General features: G+C 59.3%; 17 protein-coding genes. 5 read left to right on the forward strand and 12 right to left on the reverse strand.

The features are described 5' to 3' along the window. Positions 1–20 precede the first annotated feature (20 nt). From NMB40_RS08685 to NMB40_RS08695, 3 genes are all read left to right on the forward strand, one after another. Positions 21–248, forward strand: a complete 228-nt coding sequence (locus tag NMB40_RS08685) for a YegP family protein (RefSeq protein WP_049886009.1) — start codon at positions 21–23, stop codon at positions 246–248. Positions 249–507: 259 nt separating this feature from the next. Continuing rightward, complete coding sequence (locus NMB40_RS08690; RefSeq protein ID WP_494360697.1) at positions 508–1,053, forward strand: Cap15 family cyclic dinucleotide receptor domain-containing protein; 546 nt, start codon at positions 508–510, stop codon at positions 1,051–1,053. Next, positions 1,050–2,183 (forward strand): nucleotidyltransferase-like protein, encoded by a 1,134-nt coding sequence (locus NMB40_RS08695; RefSeq protein ID WP_494360698.1) that lies wholly within the window; start codon positions 1,050–1,052, stop codon positions 2,181–2,183. The genes NMB40_RS08690 and NMB40_RS08695 overlap by 4 nt, the downstream gene beginning before the upstream one ends. A 462-nt stretch (positions 2,184–2,645) precedes the next feature. Here the strand turns inward: NMB40_RS08695 and NMB40_RS08700 are convergent, their stop codons facing one another. From NMB40_RS08700 to NMB40_RS08710, 3 genes are all read right to left on the reverse strand, one after another. Beyond that, positions 2,646–3,044: a hypothetical protein gene (locus NMB40_RS08700; RefSeq protein WP_494360699.1), complete on the reverse strand. Its 399-nt coding sequence runs from the start codon at positions 3,042–3,044 to the stop codon at positions 2,646–2,648. Positions 3,045–4,042: 998 nt separating this feature from the next. Next, positions 4,043–5,053, reverse strand: a complete 1,011-nt coding sequence (locus NMB40_RS08705) for an ATP-binding protein (RefSeq protein WP_012480243.1) — start codon at positions 5,051–5,053, stop codon at positions 4,043–4,045. Positions 5,054–5,064: 11 nt separating this feature from the next. Next, positions 5,065–7,047, reverse strand: a complete 1,983-nt coding sequence (locus tag NMB40_RS08710) for a Mu transposase C-terminal domain-containing protein (RefSeq protein ID WP_494360700.1) — start codon at positions 7,045–7,047, stop codon at positions 5,065–5,067. 1,598 nt (positions 7,048–8,645) lie between these two features. Between NMB40_RS08710 and NMB40_RS08715 the strand changes: the two genes are divergently transcribed. Next, positions 8,646–9,212 (forward strand): hypothetical protein, encoded by a 567-nt coding sequence (locus tag NMB40_RS08715; RefSeq protein WP_494360701.1) that lies wholly within the window; start codon positions 8,646–8,648, stop codon positions 9,210–9,212. Between the two features lie 9 nt (positions 9,213–9,221). On the opposite strand, the gene NMB40_RS08720 is transcribed toward NMB40_RS08715, so the two are convergent. The 8 genes from NMB40_RS08720 to NMB40_RS08755 form a co-directional block, all read right to left on the reverse strand. Next, complete coding sequence (locus NMB40_RS08720) at positions 9,222–10,355, reverse strand: hypothetical protein (protein WP_494361056.1); 1,134 nt, start codon at positions 10,353–10,355, stop codon at positions 9,222–9,224. A gap of 303 nt (positions 10,356–10,658) precedes the next feature. Beyond that, positions 10,659–11,210 (reverse strand): hypothetical protein, encoded by a 552-nt coding sequence (locus NMB40_RS08725; protein ID WP_494360702.1) that lies wholly within the window; start codon positions 11,208–11,210, stop codon positions 10,659–10,661. Between the two features lie 264 nt (positions 11,211–11,474). After that, positions 11,475–12,731 (reverse strand): DUF3526 domain-containing protein, encoded by a 1,257-nt coding sequence (locus NMB40_RS08730; protein WP_494360703.1) that lies wholly within the window; start codon positions 12,729–12,731, stop codon positions 11,475–11,477. Beyond that, a complete protein-coding gene (locus NMB40_RS08735; RefSeq protein WP_494360704.1) occupies positions 12,728–14,167 on the reverse strand; it encodes an ABC transporter permease in 1,440 nt (479 codons plus the stop codon). Before NMB40_RS08735 ends, NMB40_RS08730 begins: the two co-directional genes overlap by 4 nt. Further along, a complete protein-coding gene (locus NMB40_RS08740) occupies positions 14,164–14,886 on the reverse strand; it encodes an ABC transporter ATP-binding protein (protein ID WP_494360705.1) in 723 nt (240 codons plus the stop codon). Before NMB40_RS08740 ends, NMB40_RS08735 begins: the two co-directional genes overlap by 4 nt. A gap of 727 nt (positions 14,887–15,613) precedes the next feature. Beyond that, positions 15,614–17,287 carry an AIPR family protein gene (locus NMB40_RS08745; protein ID WP_494360706.1) on the reverse strand — a complete coding sequence of 558 codons (1,674 nt, stop codon included), beginning with the start codon at positions 17,285–17,287 and terminating at the stop codon, positions 15,614–15,616. A 271-nt stretch (positions 17,288–17,558) separates the two neighbouring features. Next, positions 17,559–18,959: a DUF6602 domain-containing protein gene (locus NMB40_RS08750; RefSeq protein ID WP_494360707.1), complete on the reverse strand. Its 1,401-nt coding sequence runs from the start codon at positions 18,957–18,959 to the stop codon at positions 17,559–17,561. Between the two features lie 579 nt (positions 18,960–19,538). After that, entirely contained in the window at positions 19,539–19,859 is a 321-nt protein-coding gene (locus NMB40_RS08755) for a hypothetical protein (RefSeq protein ID WP_494360708.1), read from the reverse strand. A 516-nt stretch (positions 19,860–20,375) separates the two neighbouring features. Here NMB40_RS08755 and NMB40_RS08760 point away from each other — a divergent pair. Further along, complete coding sequence (locus tag NMB40_RS08760; protein WP_494360709.1) at positions 20,376–20,537, forward strand: hypothetical protein; 162 nt, start codon at positions 20,376–20,378, stop codon at positions 20,535–20,537. On the opposite strand, the gene NMB40_RS08765 is transcribed toward NMB40_RS08760, so the two are convergent. Further along, positions 20,510–21,421: a CPBP family intramembrane glutamic endopeptidase gene (locus NMB40_RS08765; protein WP_494360710.1), complete on the reverse strand. Its 912-nt coding sequence runs from the start codon at positions 21,419–21,421 to the stop codon at positions 20,510–20,512. The genes NMB40_RS08760 and NMB40_RS08765 overlap by 28 nt on opposite strands. Positions 21,422–21,670: the final 249 nt, after the last annotated feature.

Consider the following 21,670-nt stretch of genomic DNA (forward strand, 5'->3'; position numbering starts at 1 on the left):
CCAGAAGAGGAGAAGTGTTCATGCGTATTGAGATTTACCAGGACCGCGCCGGCGAATGGCGGTGGACGTTCTATGCCAGCAACGGTCGCAAGATTGCGGACTCCGGGGAAGGGTATGCGAGCGAGTACAACGCGGTGCGCGCAGCGCGGCGTCTAAAAGAGCTCGCTCCGAGCGCCCCGATCAAGCGGCGCGACGGCACCGTGCTGAACGAAAGCGCGCGTTCGGGCTTGGGGCCGGATCCGTTCTAAGACGGCAGCCTTTCGAATCTGCGCCATAGCAGCCCCCCCCCCCATGCCACCTGAGCGGACTCTGCTCTGGCACCGGGGGGGCATTCGCGGCGTTTCCCACCCGGTTGGGTGCGGGCGCCTCGCACTCGCAATCGCGGTGCCCTGCTCCCCTCATCGTCGGAGATCGGTCTATGGAACATGAGTACGCTGTCTTGGGCGGCTTCAACCGTGCCAATGTCGGCAAGTGGGTAATGGGGCCTCTGTCGGGCTGGCCGCGGCAGTGAGCGCCTTGGCCGGCCTAGTTGTGGCATTGGTTGTGGATTTCGGTGTGGAAATGCCGCGACTGGTGCTCTGGCCGATCACCGCCGGCTCGATCTATCTACTGCTGTACGCGCTCTTTGACCGGTGGATGTGGCGGATACCGCGCCTTTCTAGGTGGCTGCGCGTTCCCAATCTTTCTGGCACATGGGTCTGCCACGGGCAAAGCCTGCATGCTTCTGACGATCGCCCCCTCCTGGCATGGGAAGGCGAGGTCGAAATTGCACAGAGCTGGGACAAGATCCAGATTCGCCTCAGAACGCGCCAGTCCGTCTCCAAAAGCCTGTCGGCAGCGCTGATTTATGACTGCACAGATGGCTACCGCGTCCTCTACAACTATCGCAACGACCCGGGCATCGGCGAGCCTGAACTCAAGGGGCATCGCGGCTGCGCAGAACTGCTGTTCCGCGCCGACCTGACCGCTGCCACCGGTGAGTACTTCAACGGCCACGGCCGCTACACCTACGGAACCCTCACCCTGACCCGAAAGGAAACCACGACACCATGAGTGCGGACATCACCAAACGTTTGCGTGCGCTTGACGCGCGGCGCCATGGCTTCGATCGGAGCTCAGTCATCTTCGACTCCGCCTCCGGGTTTGAGGCACGCGCGCACCTGAGCGAGACCTATCAGAAACGCAGTAGTGGGTACCATACGCGCTATGCACTGGGCGCCATGCAAGCGGTAGCCGCCAGCTACACCGCCCTGAGTGTTGCCGAGGCCGAGCGTGTGCAAGCGCAAATTGCAACGCGATTGGACCGCGATGGGCTGAGCTGTACGTTCCGTCTGCAGGGCTCCGTTCCGGGCAACATTCATATCCGCGGCGTCAGTGATGTCGACTTCCTGGTTCTGGAGCAGCGGTTCCATCACTACGATGCGACGGGGGTCTTGGCGCTGGCTGGGCACTACCGTAACCCGTACCTGCCGTCAGCCGTCGATACATTGCTCGATCTGCGTCACCGACTGGAGGCGGCGCTGAAGGACGCCTATCCGGCGGCGGAAGTCGACTGCACAGGTGCCAAGGCCATCCAGCTGTCGGGTGGATCTCTGCGTCGCGAAGTTGATGTTGTGCCAGCTTCATGGAATGACACCGCCGAGTATCAGCGGACACAGTCCGAGGACTTCCGGGGCGTCAACATCCTCGACAAGCCTGCGCGTCAGTTGATCCACAACCTGCCCTTCCTGTATCTGCGACGCCTGCGCGAACGTGATGACGAAACGTGGGGCGGGCTTAAAAAGGCCATTAGGCTTTGCAAGACACTGAAGGCGGACGCCATCAGCGACGGAAAGAAAGTTGAAATCAGCAGCTATGACATTGCCTCTGCACTGTGGAACGCTGCTGCTGGAACTCTGCAGGCGGGTATCGTTAAGGAACTCAGCATCCTCGCAGCAACGACCGACTACTTCGTGTATCTGGTCGCCAATCCTGCTTACGCGAAGACGCTTCAGACCCCAGATGGATCGCGCAGGGTATTTGACACCCAGGTCAAATTGGATGCCGCGGCGGTGCTCGCGCAGGAGCTGCTGGAGCTCTCTCGCGCCGTCAGTGAGGAACACGCCCCGCGCACAGCGCACGCCAGCCTGCAAAACGATTGGCTAAACACGCTCAAGCAAACCTCTGTGCCAGTTGTCGATTGAAAGCGTACCGCGTGGGAATGAAATCCCACTGACCTGAGCAGGTCGATCGTTGACGCCCCGCGAATAGCAACGGGGGCACTCAACAGGTTTGGGAAGTATCGGGCGCGTGAGGTAGATTCCTCACGCTGGCGCCTGCGGTACAAAAGTATGCCACGCGCACGCCCCCCCCTCCCTCACGAGAGGTCCGCGTCACCACCGCTTGGCCTGGCTGGACGTTGAGGCCCGCATGCCAGGAATGCTTGATGGCCGCAGTTTTGCGGATTGGTCGCTGTTGCTGGCGTGGTAACGCAATGCGCGCGGGTTTCCCGTCAGTTTTGCCAGTGACCCTCAGCCCTTAGATTGAGGTACTGGAGCATCTCAAAGTCAGTTCGCCTACTCGTCAGATAGTATCGAACGACGCGACCGGCAACGTGGTTCTTCATGCAGCCGCCGGCGATCTAGCGTCAGGGCCGCCTGGCACACTCAGAGAAGGATGTCTGGCGTGATGTCCGTGGGGTCATCGCGCATCTTATCGACCCGCTTGAGAATCCGCTCCCTTTCTCGCCCCAGAGCGATGACATACGCTAGATCCTCCTGTCGAACGCGGCCCCTGTCGCAATAAGCACGGTTCTTCTGTTGGTCCAGACGCAGGTGAATAGGGCAGCTTTTGCTGGCACCCGGCTGATGCAGCGCCCAGTTCGGAGAACAGCGGAATTGCTCATACAGCACCGATTGCCTGTTGGAACGGTCGATCAGTGAATGTAGACGGGCAAGGTTTGCAATCCACGCCTCGAACGAGCTTATGTAACTGGACGCCGTTGCGTGCAGATCTGGCAACCGCATAGGGACCTCAGAGCGTCGATGCCCAAGGAGACGATCCATGCGAGACACGCTCATCCGCTCGGAGATCTCGCGAAGCTCCTCGCGCCGCTGCAGTAGCCATACGGCGTATGCCTGGCCTCTACAGCATAGGTGCGGCCTTAGAGTCACTGGAGCCCATCTGTTTCGCTGAGTGCGGCCGCCGCCTACTGTTCTCATGGCATGGACTCGGCAGCTGGAGTGTCCCCTGAGATAGGTGCGCCTAATTTGACGTGCAATGCACCTAAGAAGCTCCTCGTACGGCCTGATGGCAGTCTCGTGATCATCGGCAGGAAGGGGTAGCAAGAGTGCGGTCTTTGGCCGCTGCGTGAAGGAGGTTGGTGTTGGCAACAGCGCGTTGCGTACCATCGTGTTCGGGAGCTGGATCAGTGCGTACCAGTAACTGCCTGCGTTGCTCACAGCGTGATTCCCGTTCCAGCGTATTGTCGTTAGACCGCTGTGAGCCCTCTGGCAACCGGCGAGCGAGTCATTCGCGGTCCTGAGCCACTGGTGCAATTTGTCTAGGGTTCGCGCGTATGACGCAGCCTTGCGAGCGGTCAATTCACCGGAAACGTCGGACTCCAGCAAGGTGCTCCCGCATGATTTACATGTGAATCCGTGCACCAGAGTCCCTTTCGTGTCCAAAGCAACTCCACAGGACGGACAGCCGGTCTTCAATCTCACTCGATGCAGGACGCAGCGAACAAATCGGTCATCTTGTTGATACTGGTAGTGTCTCCCAACTTGGATGCAAGCTGGACAGTAACGAAGAGCTTCAGCATCCAACCATCTGATTCGCTCACCCAGGACTGACTGAACATCGCGCAGCTGCTCCGAACAGTTGGGCGGGCGCTGCTCGTCAAGCCTCTGCTCCGAGAGATACACGGTGGAGCGCGAAAGCAGAAGGCACCAGTCCTGGCGACCATTCATCCACTTGGCATCGAAGCCGTTGAATAGTTCCAGCGTCTGGATGACGGTCCACGAGGAACAGTAGGCATCGATCAGAGCTCGACTCCATGCAATCACGGCGACCTCCGTGCGCGGCCTCTCCCGATTGCCGTTGCAGCCAGCACGGCAGGCGTCCTGCTCCGATAGCCTGAGTCAACGATGGCGCGCTCCCAAACTTCCCGCGAAATATTCATCCCTTCAGCATCGCTGCCCTCACTATCCTGCCCCACCAACATCAGGGCCTCAGCCACCCATTGCATGCTGATTCCCTCTTGGTCAACTGCACCTCCGGACTGAGAGCGAAACGCGTCGTACAAATCTGTGGCGCTGCGCGCCAAGCGGAATCCATTGGCATGTGCATTTGGCCACAAGTACTGTGTATAGGACCAGCCCGATCCACGGGGGTACTCAGTCTCGTCATCACATGACTTAAGGACCACGTGCAGATCTGCTGCATCTTGCAGACTTCTGAACTCAACAAGCTCCGCCATGAACCTGATGGTCAGATCTGGCATCTCGGCCATGAAGCGTTGATGCATCGTGCACAACTGACTCTGACCGAACAGTACGACAGTAACCTTTACCTCATGCGTGTTCAGCCAGTTCACCATGCGCTTGAGCCAGCCCAGGTCCTTGACGTGCAGGTTCTGCGCTTCGTCAATCACCAGAAAAAGGTGTCTGCCAGCGACTGACATGGCATAGAGGGCTCGCAGCAACTGATCGCGCTTTCCCGCGAGGGAACGCAATGCACGTGGTTCGAAGTCGATTGCGGAGAGCATATCTTCGATCAGAGCACCCTCAGCGGCCACGTCCTTGGACGAAGGCTCGTAGATCACAAAAGCCGCTCCCGGGTACTGGGTAGGGGCCAGCTTTTCCAGCGCAGAGATGCAGGAGGACTTGCCGCACAACGGGTGCGCCCAGAATGCTATTGAGGAGCGAAACCGTTGCGCTCGATCAAAGACCAGACGAGCCACCTCTTTGACTGGCGCGGTGGGAAGAATGGCCGCTGCCATGAGCAAGGGGTGCCGATCCCGTAATGATGGATAGGTTGCCTGGATTGCGGCAATGCTCTCGTGGCTCGTCATTGTTGACCTCCTCACTTTCCGATGATGGAGAAGTCGATGTCTCTAGACTTGCGAACACGGGACGCCAGTGTCTGCGTATTGACACGCTTTCCGGCGTTCGTAGGCGTCTTGCTCGGCGCGTACCCCTTCCTCTTCTCCTCGGCCAGGACAGTCGCCGCGTGCGTTGTACGGGGCGCTCTTGCGCAAGTATCCAAGGCTTTCTGAGCTAATTCTTGAAGCTCCACGCCAACGATGTCGGCAAAGGGCGCGTCCCGAGCGCCTTCGATCTTGGATCTGAGCAGTCTTCGGAGCTCTCGGGAGTGCGGATACCGCCACCGCGCGCTCAGTGGCACGAGCTCACCAAGCTCCCGTCCGTCACCTACATATGCATGAACACGTGAGATGTCGTAGGGATCTGCATGGAGCGTGACCGCCTGCCCAATCAGATCCCAGCGCGTGGCCAGGATGGGGGATCCGTACTCGACGCTCGCGTAGCTGACACGAGGCAGTCTGCCCTTCTTCTGGGACCCCCTGACGGTGGCTGAGGCCACATCCACTCGAAGCGGAGGTGTCAGCACGGGACGCGGCGGCCCCAGTGGGGCCAAGCAACCGGAGCCAGGGGCGTAGTACTCAAGCATTTGGTCAGTGGGACTGCTGCCGTAGTTGGCCTCTGCAGGCGTTGAGTTCCAGTGCGCAACGGCCTTGGCCGTTTCTTCCATCAGCTTTTCAAGGGTCACCTTATGCCTGACCGCTTGACGTTCCGGCTGGTTGCGCCGGGGGTCCGTTGGGCTGTTTCCCGTGGTCGCTGGTGATTGCTGAAAAACACTCGATGCCATCCAGCCAAACACTCGCTCGACGAGCGAACGGCGTTTCGGTCGCCTAATTGCGCCAAACGAGATCGCAGCGCCAGTTTCCGCTCTGACCCTGTCGGCTACTGTGTCTGATAGGTGCGCGAGCGCGTTGTCTACAAAGAGGCTGCCAAAACCAAGGCGCAATTCTGGATCGCCAGCTTCTACTGAGAGAGTGGCTTCCAGTGCGTGTTGCAGCTGGTTCGATAGGCACTGTCCAGCTGACGCATGATCGATGCACCTGAGGAAGTCGGAGCTGGAAATTGTCCGGCGGACAACGATGTCCCAGCCCAGAATGAAGTTGGTGAACCTATCGGCGATGACGATAAGCGTCATACGACGGCTGGGAACGTACTTGATTCCCTTTGGAGTATTCACACCCACGGCAAAGATGATGTCGGCCGTATGCTCGTCAGCCTCTACTATCTCAAATGGCGCCAGGGCAATGGGCCCCTCGGGTTGTTTGCCCGGCCTCCTTGAGCGCTGCCGGCACTCTTCGCCGTACTGCAGGGATGCAACCTTCTCGTGGTTTGAATTGAAAAATTGCTTCACGTAAACCCAGATTGCCTCTCTGCCATACCGGCCGACACAGAACGGCCATTGATTCTTGCCCAGCCCGGCATCACGACAGAGGTTAAGAAAGATCTGATGTGCCTCCTTGTTGGTGATCCGCCCCCGCTTTTCCCCGTCTGGAGTGACGCCAGTGGCGAGGTACTTGTCCAGGGCGAGGTGCACATTGGGCTGCGAATCAAGTAATGCTGACAGAGCGCCCGTATAGCCGCCGAATGACTGGCTTGGCATCGCGCCTACGGGCTTGATCCGCGTTGGCGCTTGCGTGCGAAATCCCTTGATGAGGCCGGCCCAACCTGCAATGCGGCCATCGTCCATGACCGCCACGCATCGATTGAGGTACCGCAAGACTTCAGTTCGCTCGATCCCGAATTGCGAGGCAATCTCGGCAGTTCGGACGCCGCCTAAGTACGCAACTAAGGCTTTCCGTCTTTGCTCAAACAGCGCCAGATCAGCCGGGTCCAACTGATTGGTTTCGCAAGCCGGCCACTCACGATAGTTCGCAAGATTTGCCGGAAGCGTTCTCCGGTTGAACTTAGATTGAGCGGTCATGTTCACACCTGAGCAGCCTTGTGTGCACAGACCATGGATGTGCATCCATATCCGAGCCGATGGATCGAGCGCGCAGCGCAAGAACCGCAGCTCCCACCACCGCTGCTGGGTGCCTTGAGTTAAGTCCTCGTATGACCTCTCCTAAGGTCAACTTGCCGCGTCGCCGAACCGCCGATTCGACTTCCTTTGCCAAAGAAGTAAGATCCGAACCGCGGCACCGGTGAAAGGCAGATATTGCCGCCTGCCAGTTGCGGATCCTCATCTTGGCCTGACCCAGCTCACGTGTGCTCAAGACGGAGACTGAATATCCAAACTCCGTGCCCAGTGCTTCGATATCTCGCCTGGCTCTGTCCGATCCATCGTCGATCATCCGAGCCTGAATAGAGCCATCAGTCAGGGTAGTAAGCGCATCAAGGCAGATTGAGCCGCTGCCTAGAGACACCTGTATCAGTTGCTCGCGATACTCTGCGTCACGGACGCTTGCGTCGCCTTCGCAATAGAAGAAGAGCTTCATCCTCAGGTCACCACTCAGCGTCACCTGGCACTCCGCCATAGGAGACTGCAGCGTCCAGAGGTTAGCCGAGTTGCTTGTCCGAGCTTGCCTCACACCTAGTCGGCGTTGCCTGGCCTTGGTCGTAACACTCATTCGCGTGCTCCAAATAGACCTCTCTGCGGGGGGCAGTGGTCTGGGCACCTACGCAGATGCATTCGGTCTCGGTGGTGCGTCATGGTCAACGCGGGCCTGAATCGCTGCCGAAAGCAGCGTCAGTAAGCATCGCTGACATGCTCTGGACGCTACTCCTGAAAGGCTGGGGGTGCAACCGATCCGAGAGTCCTGTCAGACCCCAAGCTGAACTAGTAACAAAAATACCTGCAGCTAGCGTACAAGTAACACATTTACCCCTGGGCGCTCACCTATTCAGCTTGTTAGGGATTGGAGGTCTGCGTCTGTAGACTGTTGAAATGAAAAGACTTCGAGGTAACACGAATACGTGCTCCATCACCCATCGCCTTGCCGGCGAGTGGAAGTTCCAGGTCGAAGATCCCTCGGTCGTAAATATCTGCGAGAGCTTCCATCGAGTCGATGCTGCCCTGGGATACCGACTCATCAAGATAATTGACCGCGTCCTTGCGATAACTGAGTATCCGCTCCGGATCCTTGAGGGCCTCGGTCAGGTCGCCGATGATAGCTTTCGGATCCTTGGCGAAAATCAGTCTGGCTTCGACCGATCCCTGGGCGGCGGCCAGAGGCGTTGTAGGCTAACCAGGAAATTACTGTGATCGCCCCCGCGACGACTATTCCATATGTAGAACGTCTACTCATACCTGCTTGGTTCCATCCCGACTAGAGAGCACGCGGATTGCTTGGCTCTGAGCGCCGCTTCAGCCTCCCAGCAATCTGTACGCGAGTCCTCATCAAAAGATCATTTCTTTCTCAATCAGAATCAGCTGCCGTCATAACGCTATGTTTTCTATGCCGTAGGCTGGATGGCGCACTACGGCCCGAGATCCAGCGTTCACCGAACGCCTGTTCGAAGAGCTGGGACGTGCAAAGCGTTACACTGCAATCTTGGAAGGCCAAGCTATGGCCCGTAGCCGCTTGCATAGGGTCAGGACAAGAAGCGAATGGAGAACGTTTTTAGATGAAGAATTGGCTGATCGGCGTAGTAGTCACCATGGCATGGACCAGCCCCTGCGCTGCTCAAATTGCCCCTGAGTTGCTCGGCGGCGCGGATCCGGACAAGCCGATGTTCAGCGAATCCTTCTACAAAGGGGTTGAGGGCAACTGGGTGCTCGTGCGCGAACCCGTCAACACCGGTTACCACTGCTCGGTCAATTTCATCACGCCAGCTTCCACCTACTCGCTTCGCGGTCCCGCTGACGCTGAGATGGCGCGAAAGGGTCATGGCGGCGTTTGGTTCATCAGCGAGGCAATCCCCCCGGTGGCCAAGGCCGAGATCGCTCCCATCACGTTGTCATATACCAACCACCCCACGCAGAACGTCCAAGCCGCCCATGTGAGCATGCCGGGCCAGAGCAGTGGCGCGTTGTTGCTGACCATCGACGTGCGGAAATCGGTGAAGGAAAAGCCGGACAGTAACGAGCTCGCCATCCAGTTCCAGGGGAAAGAGGTGTTCCGCTCAAAGGTTGTCCAGCTGCAGCTGGCGTATCGCCAGCTTTCGGCTTGCATGAGCGTGGCTCAGAAATAGGCCCTGATTTCAGCCGTTTGGCACGTTCAAGATGTCGGTGCAGGCGTCACCTATCTTTCGTGTGTCGCCACTTGCTTCACCGAAGACATTCACATCGGCAACCCTCAGCATCCCGGCGCTGTCCGGGATCAGTACATAGCGGACGTTGCAGCTTTTATAACCGCCGCCGTCATACGTCGCGCCGGTCGCGAGGTTCTGCCACATGACGCGATTGTCAAAGGTCTGCCCATACGAGAGCGTCCGTGCGATCCCGGCCTGACGCACAGCGGGGTTGCCGTTCGCGGCGACGACCTCCTGCTCAGTCTTGCCCATCCACACCTGGATCAGGATCGATTCACTGCGCGACAAACGCCTTTTTCCCCGGTATTCAGCGGCGGTCTGAGCAAAATCCAGATCGGTCTTCATCGCCGCCAGATCGCCCTGCACCCTCCCCCGCGCTTCGGCTACTTGTTGTTGCATCTGCGCCAGTTTTGCCTTGTGCGCCGCCGATTCTTCTGGCGTCAGCTTGCGGCCGTTGTAGATCGCAGGCTTCGGTACATCGGACCACAGCTTTTCCCAGGTAAAGTCGGCAAGCAAACTCATCGACAGTCCGTCCGGGACCAGCTCTAGTCCATCCAAACCAAGGGCTGCCAGTTTCGGCCCCAATGCTTCGGCCTTAACCACACGATTGACCGACGCAGCTTCTTTGGCGGCGATAATGCTGTCACTGTTGCAGGCCACACTCCATGCCTGTCGCATCGTATGGCTGCTCGTACTTTGCCAATCGGTGGGCTGGAGATCAATGATCGCCGGATCCTGTTTCATGGACTTCGTGCCGCTGGCGACCCGGAATTCCACGGAATCGGGCGTGGCCAACATGCCCGTTGACTCAGTCTTCTGCTTGGGCGCGCCACGGCCGCGTTTGCTCGGCTTGGGGCATTTGAACTGGAGTTGATACTCCAACCATAGGGGTTGGTCGACCGCTTCATAGACCATTGTCAGATCAATCTGACGGATCCAGTGTGGGCCAGGATTCGTGACATCATCGACCGCTGTGCGATCGATCGTCGCGTCATTGGCGTACACATTGACACGCTTTCCGGCTGCGCCCTGCATATCGATCAGAAACTCGCTGGCCCCGGCTTGCGCCGCGATAGCCATGATGCCCGCGCCGATTGCGAGTTTTGTGATGGGTCGTGTCATGAGCGCTTCCTTGTCCGTTTTACCAACTCGCGCTCTACCGCGCACGTACGCTACGCAACCTTTGGAGCTTCTGCCGGAACCAGGCGGTTCCTGGTCGATCGTGCTGCAGCGATGCTAAGCATCGGCAATGGCTCTGGCAACCCCTGCCCCCTCCAGCGCCTGCGCCGCGACCAGGGTTTCGCCGATGGATTCTGTTGCCTTGGGTGCCATGCGCGCGCCCACCAATCCTGCGACCCCAGCAGGCGTTGCACGGTCAAGCGCGACCTAGAACTCCGCTTCCTTGCTAGCAGGCTGTAGCACTTCCTGACCCAGATCATTGCCGATGCTGAGGAACCCGATTCCGCCCGACAGCCCTTGTGCTCGCATGGCCTGCGATTGCACGACCGAAGAATAATCCGCAAAGAAATCAGGCTTGCGCCATTGCGCGGAAATCGATTCGCGGCTGCCGCCCAGATCGTTGTTCCAGGCCACCGCTTTCTGCGCACTGGGCGAGCCGAACTTGCGCTTGAGCAACTCCATTACGCGCGGCTGCGCCTCGAACCCAGTCGTGTTGAAGCGCAGGGCGATCACACGCCCGTTGCGCAGCAGAACCAGGCCGCCTGCACCTTCCAGAGAAAAAGCGTCACCTGCGCCTGCACCCATCGACATGCCGATCGGTGCCACCCACGCCGGAAACTCATCCGTGGCGAAGACCAGGTACCCGTACTCCCCTGCCCCGAACTCGGTATTGCCCACGGCCATGTTTGTCGTGCCGGGCGCGACGCACAACCCTGTTGCCGGTGGGGTGGCCTTCAGCGGCTCCGGCGGAGGGCTCATCAGCTCGTTGAACGCCCTGGCCCCCGACCCTCTGTTGCTTCTGCGGGCAGCTGGAGCGGGCAAGGATATCTGGCAAGCGGGCAGCGCTAGTGGTGCCCCTATTGTGATGCCGAATATGTCACGTTCCCCCGCAGAGACCGGAACGGCAGACGCTATGGACAGTAGAACGACAAGCGAACTGGCTGCTGCAGTGAAATGCATAGGGCTGTAGTCCATCCTGGATCATGATTGAGGGAAATTGTATCCCCTGTGGGAAGCCGGGCTTCACTCCGCTGGCTCGAACGGGGGTATCCGATCATAGTCCCTCTTCGCGAACGGTTTGTCAGTGAACAGGTAACCGTAGAAGAACTGCCGCAGCCTTTCGTGATAGCCGCGAATGCCGTCCTGGTAGGCCAGATGGGCCTGCATGTCCGTCCCTGCCATGCGGGTCAGTGCGACCTGCAGGCCCACCGACGGCAGTACCCAGCCCACTGCCGCGGCGGCGGCGTTGCGGCGTTCGATGCCATTCCGGTACGCGGCCACCAACGGCGCAACCTGGTCATCGCCGTTCTGATGGAAGGCCAGGTACCACTTGTAGTGGAACGCATCGCCAAGCGGCGCCGAATCACGCCATTGCGGATGGCTGGCATAGAACTGCTGCAGGGTCCGGTCGCGGGGGATATCCCAGGCGCCGTTGACCGCCTCGCGCTGCGCCCGCGCGATGGTGGCCCCCTGCTCTACCGGAATCGTCCGCTCGATCCCCACATTGGCCAGTGCCGGGGCGACCAAGGCAAGCACCACCCAGCATGAGGCGAGCGCCGCCGCATTGACCCCGGAGTTCCAGGCGCGACGGGAGATCAACAGGCACAGCACCACCCAGAACAGCAGGTAGGCGGCAGCCAGTGCCAGCACCGCCAGGATCTGGCCCACCGGCACGCCCTGGTTGATGGCCACGACCACAAAGGGAGCGCCAACGCACAACCACAGCGCCAGCCCGCGGATTGTCGTGCGCCGCAGGTAAAGCCAGCGGGTGCCGAGCGGCAGGCTGCGCAGCATGCGCTCCCGGCCGGATTCTGTCTCGGAGGAGCGCAGATCATGCAGCAGTGCAATGGCGAACAACGGCAGCAGGAAGGTCAGCAGGAACGAGAAGTCAAAGCGGCCCGCCAACGCCAGCTCCGGATTGAAGGTATCGCCATCGTGGATCTGGGCTTCCAGCCCCAACGCACGCACGCGCAGCATGATGGGCGCCACATCGCGCATGCCCACCGCAGCAAATGCCAGCGGCGACGGTGGGTTCCACGTTGGCTGGAAGCTGTAGTACGCGGCAGTGCCTGCATCAACCGAATCGCCATGGGCCGCCACGACGGCCGCTGTGTCCTCCGCATGCAGCGCGCCGATGCGTGTAATTGCCTCGCGCTGGCTGTCGATGCGCTGCACGCCGGAAAGTAGGCTTGCGGTGGTCAGTACCAGCAGCAGGACCAGTGAGCCGACCGCAACCTTGGAGCGCAGCAGCAGCTGCAGATCGTAGTACCACGGCTTCATCGAATCACTCCCAGGCGGCGCGACATGACGCCGAGCAGCAACAGCGCCGCAGTCAACCACCCCGCCAGCACCAGCAGCGGCGACAGCAGCGATGCCAGCACGGTGGAGGTGCCCTGCGAACGGAATTCAAAGTGTGGAATCTTCTCCCATTGGGAGCTGTCCACCCGCTTGCGCTGGTCGGCGCCTTTGTCCTTGGCGGTGTCATCGGCGTACGACACTTCATCGGCCTGCATCTGGTTGAGCTGCTGCACGAGCTGGTAACGGTGCTGCTCGGCCTGGTCCAGGAACCCCAGGTGCGCGCGCAGGTCGGTGGCGGCCGCCGCCATCGACAGCTGCCGGATCGCCAGTACCGGGCTGAGTACTGCAAAGCCGGCCACCAGGCGGTTCTGGCGGTGCTGGATCGCAGCGGCGTCGGCCGCATAGCGGTTGAACAGCGACGAGGTCAGCCGCTCGCCCTCCACTGCCAGAAGGCCCTTGTAGTTCACCGGCAGGTCCTCGATACGGGTGACCCCATACTGGTCCAGCACGCGCTGCCGGAAGGCCGCGAAGTACGGGTCGTTGGCATCGTGGCTATCACCCAATGCGCGCAGATCACGCGCGATGCTCACCTCGTTGTGCAGGCGGTCGGGCAGCGGAAACGCGGCGTAAGCCACGTCCGGCGCAATACGCGGCACCAGCAGCGCCATCACCGCCCAGCCGCCGATCAGGGCCAGCAGCGCGTCCCGGCGCTGGTTCATCATCGACGACACCGCGGTGATCAGCACGCACCAGGCGGCAAGGTAGAGGGTGTAGCCCAGCATGACGGTGAGCGCCACGGCCAGGGTTCCGGGGCTGCCCCATGCGAGCGCGGCCAGGCCCAGGAAGGCCGGCAGCAGGAACAGCGCAGAAACCGCAAGCAGCGCGGCGAGCTTCCCGCCCAGGATGCTGCGGCGGCTGGCCCCCTGCAGCATTAGCTGCCTCAAAGTGCCGCTCTGCCGCTCCTGGGCGAGCGTGGCATGCCCGAGGAACACCAGCATCAGCGGCGCCAGGACCTGCAGCGCAAATGCAGGCGTGAGCTGGCCGAATCGGGTCAGGATGGAGTTCTGCATCACGTCGCCGAAGTTGGCGGTGTTCTGCCGGTGGCCTTCCAGGAACATGCTGCTGCCGGTGAAGGGATCCACCCCGTGGTCGAACGCGGCCAGCGCGGCCGGTAGCCGGTAGACGAAATGCCCGTAGTGCACCACGCGATGCGGGTGGCGATCGGGCTGGGCATCGAACGCGTCCTGTGCGGCGGCCTGCTGGCGTGCGCGGTGCTCTGCGGCGGCCTGCATGTGGTGGAGCGAGACCACCGTGGCAGTGATCGTCAGCAGCGTCATCAACACGATGCCCGCCAGCGCCGTGCGTTGCCGCACCAGCCCGCGCAGCTCGTTCTTCATCACCGACAACGCCACCCTCATGCCTGGCGCTCCCGCCCAGTGAAGTGGGCGTGCAACGCATTGAGGTCGAAGTCCTGGCGTTCCACCTCATGGACGATGCGGCCGTGATCGAGCACCCCGATCCGGTCAGCCACTTCCGCAGCGCACAGCAGGTCGTGCGTCACCATCAGCACGGCGGTACCGCGCGCCCGCACCGGCTCCAGCAGCGCGTGGAAATCGGCGCTCGCGCCCGGGTCCAGCCCGGAGGTGGGCTCGTCCAGCAACAGCACGGGCACCTTGCGCATCAACGCGATGGCAATGGCCACCTTCTGCCGCATGCCCTTGGAGAAGCCTGCCAGCCGCTGATGCCAGGCAGCTTCCTGCAGGCCAGCGGCGCGCAGTGCCTCGCAGATGGCCTCGCTCGGTTGCCGCAACCCGCTCAGCGAAAGCAGGTAGTCCGCGTTTTCCACTGCGCTCAGGTGTTCATACAGCGCCACGTTTTCGGGCAGGTACGCCAGCTGCGAACGTGCCCGCTCCGGGGCTTCCCACGGGGTGATGCCGGCCACGTGCACGGTGACGGATGTCGGCCGTGTAAACCCCAGCAGCACCGACAGCGTGGTCGACTTGCCCGCACCGTTGCCGCCCAGCAACGCGTAGATGCTGCCTGCGTGCACCTTGAGCGCAAGCCTCGAGAGCACGTTCTTCGAGGGGAAGGAAACCGACAGTCCGTTGATGTCGATGATGGGAGCGTTGAGGGACACGCGGGCTCGCCCTGAAGGAAGGGTCGCCAGCCTACCATGGTATGTTATGACATTGCGGTTCATCCAGTGTATTGGTGCTGGGCAATTTCTGAGAGGTGAGGCGGGCTCGCCGCAGGGTGCTCAGCTGAATTTTCTTACACTTGAGCCAAAGAATGGACGCATCCATGACCAGCAAAGCTAAGCGTCGACATGCGTTCGTTCTCAGCGCCAACAGGCGTTCGTCGAAGCGAACGCTTCGCTCCAATTGGAAGGCCTGCCCGTTTCAACTAGGGATAAAGATCTCTACGCGGCGGCCCATTGAGGGATTGATCTCTGGGGAAATGCTCGATCTAGTTTCGGCGCGAATTCCGGACGATTCTTGTCGCTTAGTAGTGGCTAGGCGTGAGAACCGTGGAGTCCGTGGGAAGTGGACGGTCTCGCGCTTCGCACGGATGATGAAGTAGCGCCGTTCCACTCCTAGGCGGCCAACAAGTAAACAACGCTCAATACATCGATCTCTCTAGCGGACCGGCCAACGGCCCCCTCCCCTTCCGTCGGCGCAATCATCAAAGGTGGCATGAATATGCCTGGCCTTGGCGGCGAGCTATCCGGTGCGAACTGGAACCCGTGAGCCGACGCCGCCTCCACGCCGGCCAGCGACCCCTTCTTGCGCAGTGCCGCCGAACAAGTACTCCAATGCAATATGATACTTGCAGGACCTCTCTCTTCGAGTGAGCGGATGTCTCTTCTATCGTGCTCTGAGTTCTTGGCTGAAGGAGGTTGCACGATTGCGCGAGATCGCCTTCTGATAGCTCGGGATAATATCCTTAGCTAGAGCTTTGACAGCACTCTGGCTTTTTAGCTCGCGCTTATAGTCAAACGGAGTTCCTGCCTCGCTACGCTCCGCAATCTCAGCATTCAGGTCGACCACAAGGTCGTCAAGAATGCGCAAAACCAGAGCGTGGGTATTGTCAAAGCCAATCTCATTGGAAACAGCCTCCGGCTCGCGTACAAAATTCTTGCCTTCAACATCGCTTTCAAGTGCCTGCCTAAGCAGGTACAGGAGGAAGTACCTGGTTAGGGTGTAGCTTCCAAAAAGCTTATTGTGAATTTTAGTCGATGCATCAAGTACGGCATCGAAGACAACTCTGAGTGTCGCGATCCTGAGGGCGTTAACCTCTCGGCGACCGAAAATTTCGCCATGAAGGTCGTCAAACAATTTATAGGACTGATGGCATGCCCAGGGCTGTTGCAGGTCGAACGCCAAGAGAATCTTTGCCGCTTGTTCATTTGTGACTACGTGCTGAGCATCTATCGCCTCGCCGCGCTTAATCTCGTATCCAAAGCTCCCTTCCAGCTTCTCACGAAATTCCTGCTGCAGCCTTCTCTGTATAGTGCTATTTGATTGAAGATCCCTGGCGCTGATGGAATTCTGGTTATTGCTGTGTCTAGTGATCTTTGCAGCTAATGCGCTAGCTGGAGGAAGCTGAATTATGCGCGTAAGAAGCCGGAGTTCGTCGCTGATGCTTTCCTTGTTCTCGAACAGTGTGGTCAGACTTTGGCAGCCGTTGACGACCGTGTATCCAGCAATTTTAAGCTTGCCGTCTGCAAGGTCGGCGTGTTCTGCCAATATGGTCAGGCCATTGTGGAAGAGAACAAAATTCTTGTGTTCTTGCTGAACTTTAACACTCTCAGCAATGGCCTTGTTGACTTTAGTTTTTCCAAGAGTCTGTCGAACATTCCATGCAAACAGCTCGCCGCTTTGAAGACCGGTCATTTTAACAAGGTCCGTTGCGCGAAACGGCGCGATGTATACCGTGGCCTCTGCGGTCTTATAGGTGATTGGCGTATGCTCGTCGAGGCTGAATGCAACCGCATTTGCAACGGGAGCGGCGTCGCCGGGCGGAACCCACAGGCTGTTAAGGGCGCCCCCGTCAAAAATAGATACATCAGGGCGAGCAACTAGGTAGTTGCTCGCATCCTTGTTGGCAAGCACATTGGTAATAAAGACCCCTCTAACTTCAAAGCCCTTCTCAACCAGACTTGCCAAATCAGACTCAATCAAAAGCTGTTTAAGCTCGTGATTCCCGGTCGAGTTCCCTAGATCCTCTATAGATGCCCTCGATCGCAGCTGATCTAATGATCCAGCAAATTCCTTCAGATCAGTGTCGCCAAGTGATTTGTCGATGTTTTGCCTTAGCTTCGACTGAAAAACAACTATCCTTTCGAGATTCTTGTCGACGTAGATTGCATCGATACCCTTGTCATCTACCCCATCACAGATGGCATCCTGCGCGTCAGTATCTTCAAGGCGGTAATAGTTCTCCAAGAACCAGCCTAGGAAAGCGCGAGTCTCGGTGCGACCTGGTATTAGGTGCGCGCCGAACAACTCAAGAATCTTGGGGTAAGAAAGTTCTAGCATAACGGCTACACTCCGGGCTGTGCAGAGCTAGAGCATGCAGTGGGGTTCCGTCTCGGTCAAGGGGCCGGAGGCTTGCGGCGTCGATTCCCCTCTCAGTCCTGCGAACCAGGGTTTCTCGGCATGAGGTTGCTGCGGGAGGGTCTCGCGTCACGAAGTATTGATTGGTTGTCCTTGGTGGCGAGAGAGGCTCCCCTGCTGAGCCGTGAATTATTATGGAATGCTGCTGGCAAGATTTGAGTTGATAGGTCAAGCACGCCGGGCGCTCCTCGATTTAGCTACTGAGCGGCCTGTAGAAAGTGTCGCCTTCAAGCCATCGCTCCACTTTCTCGATACGCCGCTCTGCCTCTTGAACCTCCTCGGCGCCGGTGCTCCGTACGCCTTCGGACAAAACGAAGTATGGACCCCATTCGGCGAAATCAGTTAGCGTGCCAACAACCTCGGTTTGAGTGTCTGCGCCGAGCATGTCCTGCAGTTCGCGCCCACTGCCAGGCTTTAGAGAGTGGTGATGAAGGTAGTTCAGCAGCATCTGCAGAAAATACGAAGCTTGCGCTGGCAGCCCTGACACGCTCGTTCTCGCCATTAGCTTTGGTGTCAGTATGCGATCCGCACCCTCTCTGCGGTAGCCTACGAAGGCGAATGCCAGGGATTGAACGCAGGCGCAGGTTATATGCCTGTATGGCTCCGTGATAATATGGCGATGGTTCTGGATATCCCCCTCCTCATCGAACTCATCTTCGTCGTATCGATGGAATGTCACAATTTCATCAAAGATCCGGCGAGGGTTTAGATCTGAGCCAAAGGCGAAGATGCCTTTAAAGAACGGAGGGTCTACGTCATCCATTTGTGCAACTTCTGAGATCAGCGCAAGGCTGCTCTCAAGCTCAGCGGATGTTAATGTGGTTTTTACTTCAATAGCGGCGCGTACCGCTTGGGGCGGAACTACTACCAAATCGCCCTCCCTAAAAATCGGAGCGTATTCGATACGATCGTATACGAGCACATCAATTTGACGCGGGCAGCCTAGGATAAATCCGGTTGCGACGTGGTATCGCTCAGGCAGGTGGCGGCGCAGGAGGGACTGCAAAAGCCCTTCCCGATATGTGCCGACCGTCCCGGAGTGCTTAACAAGTGTCCTGATGCGTTCGCTGAGTGCAGATAGTTCGTCAGCAAAGGATCCTGCGAACAGTCGGATTTCTTCGCTCTTTAGCTGACCCTTTGATAACTGAAGCATGCAGTTCTGTTCGCGCGTCCTGCCATCAAACCAGACTTCGAAAACTCCACCTCTAACACAACATCGCAAACACCCTTCAACGAAGCTATTCCCTAGTCCTTGGCATCGCGGGTCAGAAGAGATGGACGCAATGAGGTCTTCGGGTGAGACCCTCACCTTCGACCGCAAGAAATTGCTCGCCAGATCCGAGACAAGCCATGCCGAAAGTGCTTCGGAATGCAGTCTAGTAGCGCGGGCATGGTGGTAGGGGCAGCCAAAAACATTCGCGTCGGCAAACGTGATTGGCGCTTGTGTTTCAAGATAGTCGTTCGAAGGTCGAGCCTCGATCCAGGGGCCAACTTTGGTTGCTCTGTATCCCCTGATTTCTTTCCAGGGCGCCGTCATGTCAACGAATACCTCTCCGACCCCAATCGATTCATGTTTGGTTTTCATGGTATTCATATATTTCCTGGTAGATGCTAGTGCGCGAGACATCAATGCTGGTTGGGGCTGATTTACTACCCGGTCTATTGGGGTAGGCGGAATGGCGCTTGCGAGCGATATGCGGGTACGCATCCACGTCTGCCGGATGCTTGTATCTTAGAGTCGGCACGTTAGGCATGAGGCTTACTGCGCGTCCGGTACCAAGCGCCGCGTGACCCATCTATGGATTTCGGTGCAATTGGCCCCGGTCGACCTGCACGCCCGGCTTCAACCTGCGATGTTCGAGCGTCGATTCGGTCGCAGTATGGCTTCACAGACGGGTGCGGTTCGGCCACCGGTATTGCTAACATTTGATTCGCCGGCTTCTTAGCATCTGGTTGCGGCGGGTGTGCAGGACGCGCCGCCGTGTGAATCTTTGAAGCCGCAACCGACGACTTCAACGTGTCCAGCCGTAAGAATTAATAGATGAACCTCCATGCTACCTCCTGCTTTCGTCCGCACCGATACTGCAGGAGATCGGGGAGCACTTCCATAGGGTGTTCCCCGACACTCCCCCTCCCCGGAGCGGCGCTGCCGCCGCCCATTTCTGTGCGCAGGTCACCCGACCGGCTCAAGCCTCCAACTACCCCCAGTCTTCTCAAATCGCACCATCGCCTTGGACAGCGCCTCCGGCGACGGATCTACCGCCAGGACAAACAGCTCATGCCCGACGCCCAGGTACATCCGTGTGCCAGGCTCAATGCCCAGCCCACGCATCCATAGCCCCCTCGCCTTCAGGCATGGAATGGTTGGGCAGCCGGGATAGGTTTTGAGCCCGTCGTGATGAAGGGCATTGATCATTACGCTCTTGGGCGCGCGCCAGAATCCCCTGAGAAGGGCGCGTTGCTCGGGGGTCAAGCTTGTCCAGTCGTCGTGCATGATGATTCTCCTCTGTGTTCTCCCTCGCCGGGATGGCGAGGGAGTCGGGAGGTTCAGAACCGTGATAGCTGATACGGTGCAGCGTATTTCCGCGAGGGTGTTCTATTTCGCCACCCTCCCGACACAAGGCAACCAACATGCAATCAGCTATCGGGTTCTGACACCCAGAGCACACCATGCGACAGACGTGAGGTTACTGGAACTCGACGTCGTCCGGTCGCTGTTCACGGCATCAATGGAACCTTGAAACGGGATGTGGCGAGCGAATCGTTTCGTGAGAATCCGTGCGCCGGCGCGCATTTGCGACGGTACCATGTCGCACTTTCGGTTCTACTGGCGCTGAAAAAATGTTCGCCAAGCAGCCGGCATCGCTGTCGCTCCCAACCCACACCGCGCACCCACAGCAATGCGCGGGGTCGAAAGTCATAGTGCGCGAATTCGATCAGGCCCAGAAGCAAGGTGACCACAAGTAGCCACTCAATCAGTGCTCCGAGCATCCGCACGCGTTGCTCCCGGATGAGCTTGCAAGTACGCCCTGCGCGCCGCCGAAAACTCGGGGGCGCCGCGCGCGATGAGTGGAGCGATCTGGCGCGTCTGTCGCAGTGGATCGGCAAGGGCCCGGACGGGGCGATGTCGCCCGGGCAGTGGCGTTACCTGCGGGTCGGCGCGAAGTTCTGAGCTCCGCGCGTCTTTCGCCAATGGATCCACGCGATCGCGGCGACGAAGAAGACGCTGCACAGGTAACTACCCTCCGGCCCTTCCGCGCCACCGGTCAGGCTGTCGAGGCCTTGCCGGCGCAGCGCCACCAGCAGCGCCGGCAAGTGCGCATCGATGCCGGTGACGGGCAGTTCGAAGCCGGTTGCTAGCAACCAGTTCCACCCCGCGTGCCAGCCCATCACGCCCCAGATATTGCCGGACCGCAGCGCCCAGACGCAGGCGAACACCGAGAACAGGAACGTGCCGAGCATGACCCGGAACGGCTGGTGGGGACTGAAATGCAGGAAGCAGAAAACGAGCGACACCAGCAGCACTGCCACCGCGACATTGGTCTTGCGCGCCACCACCGACAGCATCCAGCCGCGGAAGATGACTTCCTCCACGCTCGCCTGGAACATGAAACTCAATAGCAGCAGACCGATGTGCAGCAGACTGACGGGCGACCGCCAAGCCTGCCCCAAGCCCGCCGCCTGCATGCCGCCAGCCATCCAGATCGCAACTACGACCAGCGCGATCGTGCCGAATCCAATGGCCAGTCCGCGCAGGAAGGTTTTCAGCGGCGCCGGACCGGTCAGCCCGATACTCGCCAGCGAGCGCCCTTCGACGAAGCGTACCCAGACGAGCACGGCCACCAGCGTCGGCGCGAAGCCGATCCACAGCAGCGCATGCAAGCCAGCGAGGCCGATCGGATCGCCGCTCGGCGTCGACCAATGCTGCGACTGCATCCACCCGTCCAGCGCGATCACCGGTACCGCGTTGAACAGGATCATCAGGATCGGCGTCACCCAGGCCCAGGGCAGCCAGCCGCGGGCCGGATCGGGCGAATACAGGGCAACGGGGGTCATGCGGGGCTCCAGGTCGACGTGATCGCCGCTGCAAGTTGCCATCCGCGTGGGGGCGTGGCAACCCGTTTGCGACCAAGCCACAGAAGCCGCCGATGAATCACCCGGATCGCCGACGAAATGGCGCTGAGTCGTCGCCCGTGGTGTCCGCTTTGGGTGGCGGCTTCATATGTTCGATGAAATACAGACAGCTGCCCAAGCAGCAGGAGTGTTGCGGATATCGATATCAACAAGCTGTTGCATTGACCAGTT

It is taken from the genome of Stenotrophomonas sp. FBCC-B152 (genome assembly GCF_059134105.1).